The organism is Streptomyces sp. AcH 505, assembly GCF_000818175.1.
GTDB lineage: Bacteria > Actinomycetota > Actinomycetes > Streptomycetales > Streptomycetaceae > Streptomyces.
Map to the genome: position 1 here is coordinate 1,525,714 of NZ_JTIY01000001.1, position 14,541 is coordinate 1,540,254.

Here is a 14,541-nt window from a genome sequence, read left to right on the forward strand (position 1 = left end):
CCACCGCGGCCGCCACGCTCGCCACCACGGCCACCGCGGCCTGCGGGACGGTCGTTGCCGCCGCCACGTGCCGGACGGTTGCCCGCGCGCGCCGCGGCGTTCTCGGCGCGCACCTCGGCGATGTTCTTGACGTCGCCCTTGTAGATCCAGACCTTCACGCCGATACGGCCGAAGGTCGTCTTGGCCTCGAAGAAGCCGTAGTCCACGTTCGCGCGGAGCGTGTGCAGGGGCACACGGCCCTCGCGGTAGAACTCCGAGCGGGACATCTCGGCGCCGCCGAGGCGGCCACCGCACTGGATCTTGATGCCCTTGGCGCCGGCCTTCATCGTCGACTGCATGCTCTTACGCATGGCGCGACGGAAGGAGACACGCGAGGAGAGCTGCTCGGCGACGGCCTGGGCCACCAGCTGAGCGTCCACCTCGGGGTTCTTGACCTCGAGGATGTTCAGCTGGACCTGCTTGCCGGTCAGCTTCTCCAGCTCGCCGCGGATACGGTCGGCCTCGGCGCCGCGGCGACCGATGACGATGCCCGGACGCGCGGTGTGGATGTCGACGCGGACGCGGTCGCGGGTGCGCTCGATCTCGACCTTCGAGATGCCGGCCCGCTCCATGCCCTTCGTCATCATGCGACGAATGGCGACGTCCTCTTTGACGTAGTCCTTGTACAGCTTGTCGGCGTACCAGCGGGACTTGAAGTCCGTGGTGATGCCGAGCCGGAACCCATGCGGGTTAACCTTCTGGCCCATTACCGGGTTCCTTCCTTGCTGCTGAGGACCACGGTGATGTGGCTGGTCCGCTTACGGATCCGGTAGGCACGCCCCTGGGCGCGCGGCCGGAACCGCTTGAGGGTCGGACCCTCGTCCACGTACGCCTCGCTGATGACCAGCGTGTTGGCGTCGGAGTGGTCGTAGTTGTGCGCGGCGTTGGCAATGGCGCTGTCAAGCACCTTGCCTACCGGCACGCTCGCGGCCTGCGGGGCGAAACGCAGGACCGCCTGAGCCTCCGTGGCGTCCATGCCACGGATGAGGTCCACCACGCGGCGGGCCTTCATGGGCGTGACGCGGATGTACCGCGCCTGGGCCCTGGCTTCCATGGTTGTCCCTTCGGTGTGAGTCATAGTCGGTTCCACCCCGCGTTAGCGGCGCTTCGACTTCCGGTCGTCCTTGACGTGGCCGCGGAAGGTGCGAGTCGGCGAGAACTCACCGAGCTTGTGGCCGACCATCGACTCGGTGATGAACACCGGGACATGGATCTTGCCGTTGTGCACCGCGATCGTGTGGCCCAGCATGTCCGGGACGATCATCGAGCGACGGGACCAGGTCTTGATGACGTTCTTGGAGCCCGCTTCGTTCTGGACAGCCACCTTCTTGATCAGGTGGTCGTCGACGAAGGGCCCCTTCTTGAGACTGCGCGGCATCTAAACCCGCTCCTAGCGCTTCTTGTTCGTCTTGCGGCGGCGGACGATGTACTTGCTGCTCGCCTTCTTGGGAGAGCGAGTACGACCTTCCTTCTGACCCCACGGGGAGACCGGGTGGCGACCACCGGAGGTCTTGCCCTCACCACCACCGTGCGGGTGGTCGACCGGGTTCATGGCGACACCGCGGACGGACGGGCGGACGCCCTTCCAGCGCATACGGCCGGCCTTGCCCCAGTTGATGTTCGACTGCTCGGCGTTGCCGACCTCACCGATCGTGGCGCGGCAGCGGACGTCGACCATGCGAACTTCACCGGACGGCATACGAAGGGTGGCCATGGAGCCCTCCTTCGCCAGCAGCTGGACCGAAGCACCCGCGGAACGGGAGATCTTCGCGCCGCCGCCGGGACGCATCTCGATGGCGTGGATCGTCGTACCCACCGGGATGTTGCGCAGGGGAAGGTTGTTGCCCGGCTTGATGTCGGCGCCTGCGCCGTTCTCAACCCGGTCGCCCTGGCTCAGCTTGGCCGGGGCGATGATGTAGCGCTTCTCGCCGTCCGCGTAGTGCAGCAGCGCGATCCGCGCGGTGCGGTTCGGGTCGTACTCGATGTGCGCGACCTTGGCCGGCACGCCGTCCTTGTCGTGACGACGGAAGTCGATCACGCGGTAGGCGCGCTTGTGGCCGCCACCTTGGTGGCGCATGGTCACACGACCGGCGTTGTTACGGCCGCCCTTGCTGTGCAGAGGGCGGACCAGCGACTTCTCCGGCGTGGACCGCGTTACCTCGACAAAGTCGGCGACGCTGGAGCCACGACGGCCCGGCGTCGTCGGCTTGTACTTGCGGATACCCATTTCTCAGTCCTCGGAAGATCTCGGACTTCTGAACGACTCGACCTCCGTCAGGAGGTCGGGCCGCCGAAGATGTCGATTCGGTCGCCCTCAGCGAGGGTCACGATGGCGCGCTTGGTGTCAGCACGCTTGCCGAAACCGTTGCGGGTGCGCTTGCGCTTGCCCTGGCGGTTGATCGTGTTGACCCCGGTGACCTTGACCGAGAAGACCGCCTGGACGGCCTGCTTGATCTGGGTCTTGTTGGCACGCGGGTCGACGACGAACGTGTACTTGTTGTCGTCGAGCAGTGCGTAGCTCTTCTCGGAGACGACCGGCTTGACGAGAATGTCGCGCGGGTCCGAGAGGGTCTTGCTCAGCGGGGTCTCAACGGTGGGGCCGGGTTCACGACGGGCCTTGGCCTGACGGGAAGCCTTGGCGGCCTTGGCCGCCTTGGAGGCGATGCTCGGGTGACGCGTAGCCATCAGGCTTCGCTCCCTTCGGTCTCAGCAGCCTGTGAAGCCGGCGCGCCGGACACGAAAGACTCGAATGCGGCCTTGGTGAAGACCACGTCGTCGGAGACGAGCACGTCGTACGTGTTCAGCTGGCCCGGCGCCAGGATGTGCACCTGGGGCAGGTTGCGAGCGGACAGCCACGCGGCCTCGTCGGCCCGCTCGGCGACCAGGAGCACGTTCTTGCGCTCGCTGACCTTGCCCAGCAGGGACTTGGCAGCCTTGGTGGACGCCGCACCCTCGACCACGTCGGAGACGACGTGGATACGGGAGTGACGGGCCCGGTCGGTGAGGGCACCGCGCAGTGCGGCGACCTTCATCTTCTTCGGGGTGCGCTGCGAGTAGTCACGCGGCACGGGACCGTGGACGACGCCACCGCCCGCGAACTGCGGGGCGCGGGTCGAACCCTGACGGGCGCGGCCTGTGCCCTTCTGGCGGTACGGCTTCTTGCCACCGCCGCGGACTTCGCCACGCGTCTTGGTCTTGTGCGTGCCCTGACGGGCAGCGGCCAGCTGAGCGACGACGACCTGGTGGATCAGCGGAATGCTGACCTTGGCGTCGAAGATCTCCGCGGGGAGTTCGACGGTCCCGGCCTTGTCGCCCGCCGGCGAGAGGATGTCAACGGTGCTCATCAGTTACCGGCCCCCTTGGCAGCGGTACGGACCAGGACGAGGCCGCCGTTCGGACCAGGAACCGCTCCCTTGATCAGGAGCAGGCCCTTCTCCGCGTCAACGGCGTGAACGGTCAGGTTCTGTGTGGTCACGCGCTCGTTGCCCATCCGGCCGGCCATGCGCATGCCCTTGAACACACGGCCAGGGGTGGCGCAGCCACCGATGGAACCGGGCGAGCGGTGCTTGCGCTGGACGCCGTGACCGGCGCCGAGGCCGTGGAAGTTGTGACGCTTCATGACACCGGCGAAGCCCTTGCCCTTGCTCTTGCCCGTGACGTCTACCTTGACGCCGGACTCGAACACCTCGGCAGTGACCTCCTGGCCGAGCGTGTACTCGGACGCGTCGGAGGTGCGGAGCTCCACCAGGTGGCGGCGCGGGGTCACGTCGGCCTTGGCGAAGTGGCCCTTGAGGGGCTTGTTCACCTTGCGAGGGTCGATCTCGCCGAAGGCGATCTGGACCGACTCGTAGCCGTCGGAGTCATTCGTACGGACCTGGGTAACGACGCAGGGTCCGGCCTTGACCACGGTCACCGGGACGACACGGTTGTTCTCGTCCCAGACCTGGGTCATGCCGAGCTTCTCGCCCAGGACGCCCTTGATCTGCTTTGCCATCTCTTCCGCGCCTCTCAGAGCTTGATCTCGATGTCGACGCCGGCCGGAAGGTCCAGGCGCATCAACGAGTCAACGGTCTTGGGCGTCGGGTCGAGAATGTCGATCAGGCGCTTGTGCGTGCGCATCTCGAAGTGCTCGCGCGAGTCCTTGTACTTGTGCGGCGACTTGATGACGCAGTACACGTTCTTCTCAGTGGGCAGCGGCACCGGGCCTGCGACCGACGCGCCAGTGCGCGTCACGGTCTCGACGATCTTCTTCGCGGAAGAGTCGATGACCTCGTGGTCGTAAGCCTTGAGCCGGATGCGGATCTTCTGTCCCGCCATGGCTGCTTCGTAATCCTGTCTCTCGTAACGCTCTGGTACCCGGTGGGCCTACTGCGTCTGCTCCGACCCCCGTGGTCGGGCGTGTCGCATCCCCTCCAACAAGAACTCCCGAAGGATTTCCCTACCAAGGGGGTGCGGACCGCGAGGCCGCGAGCCGGGGGCAGACCACCCGCCGGGTGCCTGGCCGGCACCACACTGACACTTCCCGGAAGATTCCCGTACGTCCGTCCCATTGCTGCCCCGGAAGGCAGTTAGGACGACGAGTACTGTGGGACTCGCTTCCGGTCCTCCCGGCGGGAGGCGTGCAGCATTGGCGCTCAACCGAGCAACTGGAACAGTGTGCCATAGGGGCCGTGGCCCTGGCCAATCGCGGCCGGAAAGAGTACCCCACGGGGGCAGATACGAATCCTCGTGCCCCTTCGAGGCGTTTCCCCGGCCCTCCTCCGAGGCGTTTCCCCCGTGCCCCTCGGGGCGGGCGGGCTCGGCCCGCGACGCCGGCTCAGCCCGCGACGAGGACGGCGGCGAGCGCCACGGCACCGGGCAGCGCCTGCGCGAGCAGGATCCGCCGGTTCGCCGTGAGCCCCCCGTACACCCCGGCGACGACCACGCAGCAGAGGAAGAAGACCCGCACGCGGTACCCGGTCGGGTCGTCGGCGACGAGGCCCCAGACGAGTCCCGCCGCCAGGAAGCCGTTGTAGAGACCCTGGTTGGCGGCGAGCGGCGCGGTCGCCCGCGCCATCTCGGCGTCGAAGCCGGAGAGGCCGCGGCCCGGACCGCGCTCCCAGAGGAACATCTCCATGATCATGATGTAGAGATGGAGCACGGCGACCAGACCCACCAGCACACCGGCGGCGACATCCACGGCTCGAACCCCTCTTCGGATCAACAGGTCCGCAGAGAGTAGCGGGCGGCCGGTCAGCCGAGGACGGCGAGGTCGAGTTCGCGCAGTCGCGCGGGGTCCGCGATCACGTCGTACGCGGCGATCCTGTCCCCCTCGACCGTGAAGGTGAGCGCGAACAGCAGCCGGCCGCCGGGCGCCACGACGGCTCCTACCGCGCCGTCGACCAGGGCCAGTTCGGCGAGCTTCGACCGGTCAGCGAGGACGACCGTCCCCTCGGCGACCTCACGTGCGCCGCGCGCCACCGGCGATCCGCCCGGCGGTACGGCGACGAGGTCGGCGGTGCGCACCACGTCGGGGGCGAGCACGGCGAGGACGGCGGGGAGGTCACCGGCGCGAGCCGCCGTCAGGAACGCCGAGATGACCTGGCGGTGCCGGGCCAGCTCGGCGGGCGGGGCGGCGGGGACGCCCCGGACCTTGTGCCGGGCCCGGCTGGCAAGCTTCTTCGTGGCGACCGGGGTGCGTTCCACGATGGGGGCGATCTGGTCGAACGGCACGGCGAACATGTCGTGCAGCACGAAAGCGACCCGCTCGGCCGGCGCGAGGGTGCCGAGCACCACGAGCAGCGCACGGCTCACCGAGTCGGCCAGCAGCGCCTCGTCCTCCGGCCGGCCCGCCGGGGCCGGGTCGGGGACCTCGTCGAGCGGCTGCCCGGTCACGTACTCGGGGCGGGCCCTGCGGGAGCGCAGGACGTCGAGGCAGATCCGGGTGACCACCGTGCGCAGCCAGCCGGGCAGGTTGTCCAGCTCGCCGGCGTCGACCCGGCCCAGCCGCAGCCACGTCTCCTGCACGGCGTCGTCGGCCTCGGTCACGGAGCCGAGCATCCGGTAGGCGACGGCGCGCAGCTTGCCGCGCTCCGCCTCGAAGAGTTCCGCCAGTTCGTCGCGCTCGTCCATCGGTCACCTTTGTTCGTCCTGCTCCGTCACTCCCCCTGACGAACGCGAGACAACCGAAGTGACAGGAGATCCCCCGATGCCGTCCTTGCCATCCTTGCTGCACCTGGATTCCAGCGCCAACCGCTCCGGCGAGTCGGTCAGCCGGCAGCTGACCGCCCGGTTCGCCGACACCTGGCGGGCCGCGCACGGCCCGGCGGCCGGCTACCGCTACCGCGACCTGGCGGCCGACCCCGTACCGCCGCTCGACACCGCGTACTGCGTGCTCGGGCGGCGGCTGGAGCGCGAAGGCCTCGTCCCGCCGCAGGAGGTGGACGCACTGCTCGGGACCCCGGCCGAGAAGGAGACCTGGGAGCTGACCCACCCGCTGATCACGGAGCTGCTGACGGCGGACACGGTGGTGATCGGCGCCCCGATGTACAACTACGCGGTGTCCGCGTCGCTGAAGGCGTGGATCGACCGGATCACCTTCCCCGGCGCCTTCACCGACCCGGCCACCGGCGGGAGCGCGCTGCGCGGCACGAAGGTGGTGGTGCTGGGCGCGCGGGGCGGCGCTTACGGCCCCGGCACACCGCGCGAGGGCTGGGACTTCCAGACGCCGTACCTGCGGAAGTACTTCGCGGGCCTCGGCGTACGGGACGAGAACCTGCGCTTCGTCACGGCCGAACTGACCGTGGCACCGGCCCTCCCGGCGCTGGCCGAGTTCCGCCCGCTGGCGACGGAGTCACTGGCGGCGGCCCGGGCGGAAACCACGGCCCTGGCGCACTGACAGCGGAGCTACCCCAGGGCCTCGCGGGCGGCGTCCAGATTCTTGGCGAACTCACGGCCGTACGCCTGCGCCATCTCGACCCGGTAGTAGGGACCGCCGTTGTAGCGGGTGGCGAGCTCCTGCATCTGCTCACGGGTCAGCCGCTCGGCCGGCACGTCGGCGCAGTCGCTCTCCGTCTTGACGTGCGCCAGGTACTGGGCGGCGATGAAGATGTTCTGCCGCGGCTCCCTGACAGCCTCCACCACGACATCCCGCTGCGCCCCGGCCAACGACTCGGGGTCGTACCCCAACACCTCGGCGGCCCGCCGGACTTGAACGGCCAGCGGCCCCATGGACGTCTTGTCGGGATCTTCGAGCCCGGGGACGACCGACCGCACCTCGTACGCCACGTCGTCGACGATGCGCGGATTGCCACCGATCTCCTGCCAGGCGATCCCGGCCAGCAACTCGGCGGGCAGGGCGCAGTGTTGGGCGGCGGCCCGGATGATCTCGCGATTGGCGGAGATATAAGCCCGCCGGTCGTCCTCGGACCCGGAGGGCAACCAGTACCCGTTCCCCTGCCCTTCGGGCAGCTCGGCCAGCCGAGCCCGAATCCGCTGAAGCGCCTCGGAGACCACGACGTCCTCGATAGCCATGACCGACTTCCTCCCACCGCCACCAACATCGAGCGCCCAGCTTCCCACGAGCGCCGTAGCTCCCTGGCCGTGGATAGCATGAGAGCAGCAGTCCGGCGGAGCCGCAGACCCAGTGAGGAGCGAGCCATGACCGCCCCGGATCACGCGCGCAATGACGCCCTTCACTACCGGGCGATGCGCGACATCGTCGAGCAGATGCAGGACAGCGTCCCCGGCAAACTGGAGATCACCAAGGAAGGAATCGTCCACGACATGATGGCGGCCGACGGGCCTCATGAGCTGACTGCGGCCCGCGTCAGCCGGCGGCTGGAAAAGGTCATGCCCGAGGGGCTGCTCGCGCACACCGGCACGCCCGATGTGGAAGACGCGGGCGAAGGCGTGGTCCGCCATCCCGACGTGATGGTGATCGCCGAAGCCGACATGGAGATCGACGGTCCCTTCGACCCGCGCTCCCTCATCGCGGTCGTCGAGGTCGTGTCACGGTCGAACCCGGACAACGACTGGGTCGGCAAGATGCGCGACTATCCGCTGCTCGGCATCCCGCTGTACGTGATCTTCGATCCCCGCACCGGTACGGGTGCCGTCTGCTCCGACATTCACGCCACTCCGAGCGGACCTCGGTACGCCACCCGGAAAGACTTCGTCTACGGCGAGGACATCACCATCGGCGAGTGGGTCATCTCGACCGAGCAACTGCCGCGCTACGCCTGACACGACGGCGCTGCCTCACCGCGGAGTCCCTACGGCTCCGCCCGGCGCCCACTCGACCTCGACCCCCGGCAGGCCCCTGGTCCAGGGCGTGGCGATCGTGGCCAGGTGGTCGGGGTCCGGTGGGGTGTGGCCCAGGCCTATCGCGTAGTGGAGGGTGTCGGGGGTCGTCGTGTGCGGGCGGGGCCAGGCGTGGGCGTCCGGGTGCCGACCCCGTCGAGCCGGGCGGCGAAGGTGCTCTTGCCGCTGCCCGAAGGGCCGACGAGCTGGATCAGCCGGGGGAAGTCCCCGGACCGCCACCGCCAGGTCGCGGCCACCGCCTCGTCGGCCGTACTGATCCTGCCGTCCGCCCAGGCCTCCCGGGCCTTCGCCCAGCACCGGTCGGCGGCGTCCGCCTCCAGCCCGCACGCCCCGGCGAGCGCCGCACGGACCCCCGCACGCAGCGGCTCGGCCGGCGACTCCCCCAGCAGCCCCGCCTCCTCCGCGTGCAGCGCCGACCATTCGACCTGGTCACGCGCCGCCTCCGCTGCGGGCCCTGTCCGCCCGGCCAGCACGGCGGCGGACACGGCATGCAGTACGCCGAGATCGGCGGCGACGGACAACGAGCCAAGACCGGCGCGCCGCTCCTCGTCGGGGAACGGCCGGTGCAGACCCGTGTGCAGCCCCGCCAGGTCGGCGACGCGGCGCGCCTGCGCCATGCCCAGCGGGGCGGCGAGCGAGGCCGCGAGCCGTGCCCGCGGCACGCGGTGGAACAGCGCGGCCAGTACGCCGGCCAGCCGGGCGTCCCCCGAGCGCCCCAGCACATCGAGCCGCGCGCACGCGTCGGCCACGACCGCGTCCACGCCGGCGTCAGCCCCCGCGCCGAGACCCACCGCGGCAACCAGCTCCGGCACATCGGCGGCCCCGCCGGACCGTACGGCCCACAGCGGGGCGGCGGGACCGAGCCCGTTCTCCACGACCGCCGTATGCATCCAGTGGGTGTCGGTCTGTACGTGCCGGGGCCGCACCCACTTGGCCACGCGCCGCGCGAACTCCGCGCGCCCGAAGCCCTCGGCGGTCCTGACGACGTAGCCCTCCTGCCGCACGGTGTCCAACCGCAGCCCGCGCAGGGCCCGTTCGTCGAACGTGCCGCGCCACAGCACGGGGGCGGCGGGGATCCCGAGCCGGCGCAGGAAGCGCACGGTGTCGTCCCAGCCCAGACACGCGTCGCCGGCCCAGACCGAGAATCCGTAGAACCAGCTGTCGAGTTCGCCGTACGGGATCGAGTGGCGCGCGTACACGTTCTCCCCGCACACCCGGTGGCCCGCCGGGATCAGCGCGCCGATGCGGCCCTGCAGTCCCTTGACCCACGCGCGCGACGGGTGGTGCCCCGAGTCGAGGGAGCGGGCATGCACACCGTCCGCGTACAGGGTGGTGTTCTCGCCGTCGAGCTTCTCCGTGACCACGACCTCACGGCCACGCAGCCCCGCCAGGTCGACGGCCCGCACGTCGTCGGCCGTCGCCCCCGGCGACCAGGGCAGATGCGGGGTGCGCGGGTACTGCGTCCACATGGTGATCACAGTAGGAGCCGGGGACGCGGGCGGGCCATCGAATAAACCCCTCGGACACAGGACAGGGGCCCCGTACCGCCGTCCTCTCGGACGGGATACGGGGCCCCTGTAACGGCTGCTCCGGAGAGCGACCAGGTCAGACCGGCAGAACTACTTGTCGATCTTGGTGACCTGGCCGGCGCCCACGGTCCGGCCACCCTCACGGATGGCGAACTTCAGGCCCTCTTCCATGGCGACCGGCTGGATCAGCGAGACGTTCATGAGGGTGTTGTCACCCGGCATGACCATCTCGGTGCCCTCGGGAAGGGTCACCACGCCCGTCACGTCCGTGGTACGGAAGTAGAACTGCGGGCGGTAGTTGTTGAAGAACGGGGTGTGACGGCCACCCTCGTCCTTCGACAGGATGTAGGCCTGGGCCACGAACTCGGTGTGCGGCGTGACCGAACCGGGCTTGATGATGACCTGGCCGCGCTCGACGTCCTCGCGCTTGATGCCACGGAGGAGCAGACCGACGTTCTCACCGGCCTGGCCCTCGTCGAGCAGCTTGCGGAACATCTCGATGCCGGTGACCGTGGTGGTGGTCTTCTCCTGCTTGATACCGACGATGTCGACGGTCTCGTTGACCTTCAGGACACCACGCTCGATACGACCGGTGACGACGGTGCCACGACCGGTGATCGTGAAGACGTCCTCGATCGGCATGAGGAACGGCTTCTCGATGTCACGCTCGGGCTGCGGGATCGACTCGTCGACGGCCTTCATCAGGTCGAGGACGGTCTGGCCCCACTCCTTGTCGCCTTCGAGCGCCTTGAGCGCCGAGACCTTGACGACCGGCAGGTCGTCGCCCGGGAACTCGTACTCGGAGAGGAGCTCACGGACCTCGAGCTCGACGAGCTCAAGGATCTCCTCGTCGTCCACCATGTCGGCCTTGTTCAGCGCGACGACGATGTACGGCACGCCGACCTGGCGGGCCAGGAGCACGTGCTCCTTGGTCTGCGGCATCGGGCCGTCGGTGGCGGCGACCACGAGGATGGCACCGTCCATCTGGGCCGCACCCGTGATCATGTTCTTGATGTAGTCCGCGTGACCGGGGCAGTCGACGTGCGCGTAGTGACGCGACTCCGTCTGGTACTCGACGTGCGCGATGGAGATGGTGATACCGCGCTGGCGCTCTTCGGGAGCCTTGTCGATCTGGTCGAAGGCCGAGGCCTCGTTCAGGTCCGGGAACGCGTCGTGCAGCACCTTGGTAATGGCGGCCGTGAGGGTCGTCTTACCGTGGTCGATGTGACCGATGGTGCCGATGTTGACGTGCGGCTTGGTCCGCTCGAACTTCGCCTTCGCCACTGGGGTCCTCCTGTGGAGTGGTTCTGGTACGCCTTACTCATCGGCGCCAGGTGATCTTTGCTGGGATGCCGGGGCCCGGGACATTTCCTCGCTGTCGCGGAAGAAATGCCCCAGTGCCTGCCGGTGACAAGGCTACGGGCTGAACTCGGGTGAGTTATTCGCCCTTGGCCTTCGCGATGATCTCCTCGGCGACGTTCCTCGGAACCTCGGCGTAGGAGTCGAACTGCATCGAGTAGCTTGCGCGACCCGAGGTCTTGCTACGGAGGTCTCCGACATAGCCGAACATCTCCGAGAGGGGCACGAGGCCCTTCACGACACGAGCGCCGCTCCGCTCCTCCATGGCCTGGATCTGGCCACGGCGGGAGTTGAGGTCGCCGATCACATCGCCCATGTAGTCCTCGGGCGTGGTGACCTCGACAGCCATCATCGGCTCCATGAGCACGGGGGACGCCCTGCGGGCACCCTCCTTGAACGCCTGCGAGCCGGCGATCTTGAAGGCCAGCTCCGAGGAGTCGACCTCGTGGTAACCACCGTCGAGCAGGGTGATCCGCACGCCGGTCATCTCGTAACCGGCCAGGATGCCGAACTGCATGGCCTCCTGCGCGCCCGCGTCGACCGAAGGGATGTACTCCTTCGGGATGCGGCCACCGGTCACCTTGTTCACGAACTCGTACGACGCGTCGCCGCCCTCGATGGGCTCGATCGCGATCTGCACCTTCGCGAACTGACCGGTACCACCGGTCTGCTTCTTGTGGGTGTAGTCGACCCGGTCGACGGCCTTACGGATCGTCTCACGGTAGGCGACCTGCGGCTTACCGACGTTCGCCTCGACGCGGAACTCGCGCTTCATGCGGTCGACAAGCACTTCGAGGTGAAGCTCGCCCATACCACCGATGATGGTCTGGCCGGTCTCCTCGTCCGAGTGAACCTGGAAGGAGGGGTCCTCCTCCGCGAGCCGCTGGATGGCAACACCCAGCCGCTCCTGGTCACCCTTGGACTTGGGCTCGATGGCGACCTGGATCACCGGCGCCGGGAAGTCCATGGACTCCAGGATCACCGGGTTCTTGTCGTCGCACAGCGTCTCACCGGTGGTGGTCTGCTTCAGGCCCATCACGGCGACGATGTCACCGGCGCCCACCGACGCGATCTCCTCACGCTTGTTCGCGTGCATGCGGTAGATCTTGCCGATGCGCTCCTTGCGGCCCTTCACGGAGTTCAGCACCGCGGTGCCGGCCTCCAGACGGCCGGAGTACACCCGGACGAAGGTGAGCTTGCCCAGGTGCGGGTCGCTCGCGATCTTGAACGCAAGACCGGCGAACGGCTCGTCCTCGGACGGCCGGCGCTTGATGACCGTCTCCGGGTCCTTGACGTCGTGACCCTCGATGGCGTCGACGTCCAGGGGAGAAGGCAGGTAGCGCACGACAGCGTCGAGCAGGGGCTGGACGCCCTTGTTCTTGAACGCGGTGCCGCAGAAGACGGGGGTGACGGTGACGGAGTCGGCGGCGCCCTTGGACGCGAGCGTGATGCGGCGGATCGCCTCGTACATCTGCTCCACGGTGGGCTCCTGGCCCTCCAGGTACAGCTCCATCATCGCGTCGTCGTGCTCGGCGACGGCCTCGACGAGCTTGCCGTGCCACTCTTCAGCGGCCTCGGTGTGCGACGCCGGGATGTCGACCGTGTCGTACATCTCGCCCTTGGTCGCCTCGGCGGACCAGACAAGGGCCTTCATCGTCACGAGGTCGACGACGCCCTTGAAGTCAGCTTCGGTACCGATCGGGAGCTGCATGACCAGCGGAACCGCGCCGAGGCGGTCCACGATCATGTCGACGCAGCGGTGGAACTCCGCGCCCGTACGGTCGAGCTTGTTGACGAAGCAGATGCGGGGGACGCCGTACCGGTCGGCCTGGCGCCAGACCGTCTCGGACTGCGGCTCCACACCGGCGACACCGTCGAACACGGTGACGGCACCGTCGAGGACGCGGAGCGAACGCTCCACCTCGACCGTGAAGTCCACGTGACCCGGGGTGTCGATGATGTTGATGGTGTGGTCGACGTCGTCGAGCGGCCAGTGACAGGTCGTCGCAGCAGACGTGATCGTGATGCCGCGCTCCTGCTCCTGCTCCATCCAGTCCATCGTGGCAGCGCCGTCGTGGACCTCACCGATCTTGTAGCTCACACCGGTGTAGAACAGAATGCGCTCGGTGGTCGTCGTCTTGCCCGCGTCGATGTGGGCCATGATCCCGATGTTGCGGACCTTGGCCAGGTCAAGCGAAGTGGTGGCCATAAGGCTCAATCTTCTCTCGGTCTCGATGTGGGTAGCGACTACCAGCGGTAGTGCGCGAAGGCCTTGTTGGACTCGGCCATCTTGTGCGTGTCCTCACGCTTCTTGACCGAAGCGCCGAGGCCGTTGGAGGCGTCGAGCAGTTCGTTCAGGAGGCGCTCGGTCATGGTCTTCTCGCGACGGGCGCGGGAGTAACCCACGACCCAGCGCAGAGCGAGCGTCGCGGCGCGACCGGGCTTGACCTCGATCGGCACCTGGTACGTGGCACCGCCGACGCGGCGTGACTTGACCTCAAGAGCGGGCTTGACGTTCTCAAGCGCGCGCTTCAGCGTGATGACCGGGTCGTTGCCGGTCTTCTCGCGGAGGCCTTCCATCGCGCCGTACACGATCCGCTCGGCAGTGGAACGCTTGCCGTTGAGCAGGATCTTGTTGATCAGCGAGGTGACAAGAGGAGAACCGTAAACCGGGTCGATGATGACCGGGCGCTTCGTTGCGGGGCCCTTACGAGGCATTCTTACTTCTCCTTCTTGGCGCCGTAGCGGCTGCGGGCCTGCTTGCGGTTCTTGACACCCTGGGTGTCAAGAGAGCCGCGGATGATCTTGTAACGAACACCCGGCAGGTCCTTCACACGGCCACCACGCACGAGCACGATCGAGTGCTCCTGCAGGTTGTGTCCCTCACCCGGGATGTAAGCCGTGACCTCGATGCCGGAGGTCAGTCGCACACGAGCGACCTTCCGCAGCGCCGAGTTCGGCTTCTTGGGGGTGGTCGTGAACACACGCGTGCACACGCCACGGCGCTGAGGGGAGCCCTCGAGCGCAGGCGTCTTGTTCTTCTCGACCTTGTCCTGCCGGCCCTTACGGACCAGCTGCTGGATCGTAGGCACTACTTCTCCGGTTTCTGTGTGCCGTTCGTAAAACTAACCTGGAACATCGCCGACCCACGCGGTCGGGTGTGTCGAATACTGCATAATCCCGCCGAGGGCGGAGAAGGCGCAGATTACGGTGGCCGATACTCGAACTCCGCGTGCGGTTGAGGACACGCACAGGAGCCCAGGCACACCCCAGGCACAAGGCTTGAGCGTACCTACCTCATCGACTCCGGTCA

The 14,541-nt window shown here is 68.1% G+C and carries 17 protein-coding genes and 1 pseudogene; 2 read left to right on the top strand and 16 right to left on the bottom strand.

Going from position 1 to position 14,541, the window contains the following annotated elements; all coding sequences use genetic code 11:
* The 10 genes from rpsC to HY68_RS07080 form a co-directional block, all read right to left on the bottom strand.
* On the bottom strand, positions 1–746 hold a 746-nt coding region (gene rpsC, locus HY68_RS07035; protein WP_041985733.1), incomplete at its 3' end, for a 30S ribosomal protein S3.
* The gene (gene rplV / locus HY68_RS07040) at positions 746–1,093 is read right to left on the bottom strand and encodes a 50S ribosomal protein L22 (protein ID WP_041985736.1); all 348 of its coding nucleotides are present in this window, start codon (positions 1,091–1,093) and stop codon (positions 746–748) included. The genes rplV and rpsC, both read right to left, overlap by 1 nt.
* A gap of 42 nt (positions 1,094–1,135) precedes the next feature.
* On the bottom strand, positions 1,136–1,417 hold the full coding sequence (rpsS, locus tag HY68_RS07045) for a 30S ribosomal protein S19 (protein ID WP_041985739.1): 282 nt from the start codon (positions 1,415–1,417) through the stop codon (positions 1,136–1,138).
* Between the two features lie 12 nt (positions 1,418–1,429).
* Entirely contained in the window at positions 1,430–2,266 is an 837-nt protein-coding gene (rplB, locus tag HY68_RS07050) for a 50S ribosomal protein L2 (protein ID WP_041985742.1), read from the bottom strand.
* A 47-nt stretch (positions 2,267–2,313) separates the two neighbouring features.
* Positions 2,314–2,724 carry a 50S ribosomal protein L23 gene (rplW, locus tag HY68_RS07055; protein ID WP_041985745.1) on the bottom strand — a complete coding sequence of 137 codons (411 nt, stop codon included), beginning with the start codon at positions 2,722–2,724 and terminating at the stop codon, positions 2,314–2,316.
* Positions 2,724–3,383 (bottom strand): 50S ribosomal protein L4, encoded by a 660-nt coding sequence (rplD, locus tag HY68_RS07060; protein WP_041985747.1) that lies wholly within the window; start codon positions 3,381–3,383, stop codon positions 2,724–2,726. The genes rplW and rplD overlap by 1 nt, the downstream gene beginning before the upstream one ends.
* Complete coding sequence (gene rplC, locus HY68_RS07065; protein WP_041985750.1) at positions 3,383–4,033, bottom strand: 50S ribosomal protein L3; 651 nt, start codon at positions 4,031–4,033, stop codon at positions 3,383–3,385. Before rplC ends, rplD begins: the two co-directional genes overlap by 1 nt.
* A gap of 14 nt (positions 4,034–4,047) precedes the next feature.
* The gene (gene rpsJ / locus HY68_RS07070; RefSeq protein ID WP_003948644.1) at positions 4,048–4,356 is read right to left on the bottom strand and encodes a 30S ribosomal protein S10; all 309 of its coding nucleotides are present in this window, start codon (positions 4,354–4,356) and stop codon (positions 4,048–4,050) included.
* A 499-nt stretch (positions 4,357–4,855) separates the two neighbouring features.
* Positions 4,856–5,218, bottom strand: a complete 363-nt coding sequence (locus HY68_RS07075) for a DUF1304 domain-containing protein (RefSeq protein ID WP_041985756.1) — start codon at positions 5,216–5,218, stop codon at positions 4,856–4,858.
* Positions 5,219–5,271: 53 nt separating this feature from the next.
* Complete coding sequence (locus HY68_RS07080; protein ID WP_041985760.1) at positions 5,272–6,150, bottom strand: sigma-70 family RNA polymerase sigma factor; 879 nt, start codon at positions 6,148–6,150, stop codon at positions 5,272–5,274.
* Positions 6,151–6,226: 76 nt separating this feature from the next.
* Here HY68_RS07080 and HY68_RS07085 point away from each other — a divergent pair, with 76 nt between their 5' ends.
* Positions 6,227–6,916 carry an NAD(P)H-dependent oxidoreductase gene (locus HY68_RS07085; RefSeq protein ID WP_041985763.1) on the top strand — a complete coding sequence of 230 codons (690 nt, stop codon included), beginning with the start codon at positions 6,227–6,229 and terminating at the stop codon, positions 6,914–6,916.
* Between the two features lie 8 nt (positions 6,917–6,924).
* On the opposite strand, the gene HY68_RS07090 is transcribed toward HY68_RS07085, so the two are convergent.
* Entirely contained in the window at positions 6,925–7,551 is a 627-nt protein-coding gene (locus HY68_RS07090; protein WP_052457036.1) for a hypothetical protein, read from the bottom strand.
* A 126-nt stretch (positions 7,552–7,677) separates the two neighbouring features.
* Here HY68_RS07090 and HY68_RS07095 point away from each other — a divergent pair, with 126 nt between their 5' ends.
* The gene (locus tag HY68_RS07095) at positions 7,678–8,262 is read left to right on the top strand and encodes a Uma2 family endonuclease (protein WP_041985768.1); all 585 of its coding nucleotides are present in this window, start codon (positions 7,678–7,680) and stop codon (positions 8,260–8,262) included.
* 224 nt (positions 8,263–8,486) lie between these two features.
* Here HY68_RS07095 and HY68_RS07100 read toward each other — a convergent pair.
* The 5 genes and pseudogenes from HY68_RS07100 to rpsL form a co-directional block, all read right to left on the bottom strand.
* Positions 8,487–9,809 (bottom strand): annotated as a pseudogene (locus tag HY68_RS07100) (RNA ligase family protein); the annotation flags it as partial.
* Between the two features lie 150 nt (positions 9,810–9,959).
* The gene (tuf, locus tag HY68_RS07105) at positions 9,960–11,153 is read right to left on the bottom strand and encodes an elongation factor Tu (RefSeq protein ID WP_041985773.1); all 1,194 of its coding nucleotides are present in this window, start codon (positions 11,151–11,153) and stop codon (positions 9,960–9,962) included.
* Between the two features lie 154 nt (positions 11,154–11,307).
* Positions 11,308–13,437, bottom strand: a complete 2,130-nt coding sequence (gene fusA, locus HY68_RS07110) for an elongation factor G (RefSeq protein WP_041985776.1) — start codon at positions 13,435–13,437, stop codon at positions 11,308–11,310.
* A 38-nt stretch (positions 13,438–13,475) separates the two neighbouring features.
* Complete coding sequence (gene rpsG, locus HY68_RS07115; protein ID WP_041985779.1) at positions 13,476–13,946, bottom strand: 30S ribosomal protein S7; 471 nt, start codon at positions 13,944–13,946, stop codon at positions 13,476–13,478.
* 2 nt (positions 13,947–13,948) lie between these two features.
* On the bottom strand, positions 13,949–14,320 hold the full coding sequence (gene rpsL, locus HY68_RS07120) for a 30S ribosomal protein S12 (RefSeq protein ID WP_003948652.1): 372 nt from the start codon (positions 14,318–14,320) through the stop codon (positions 13,949–13,951).
* Positions 14,321–14,541 lie beyond the last annotated feature (221 nt).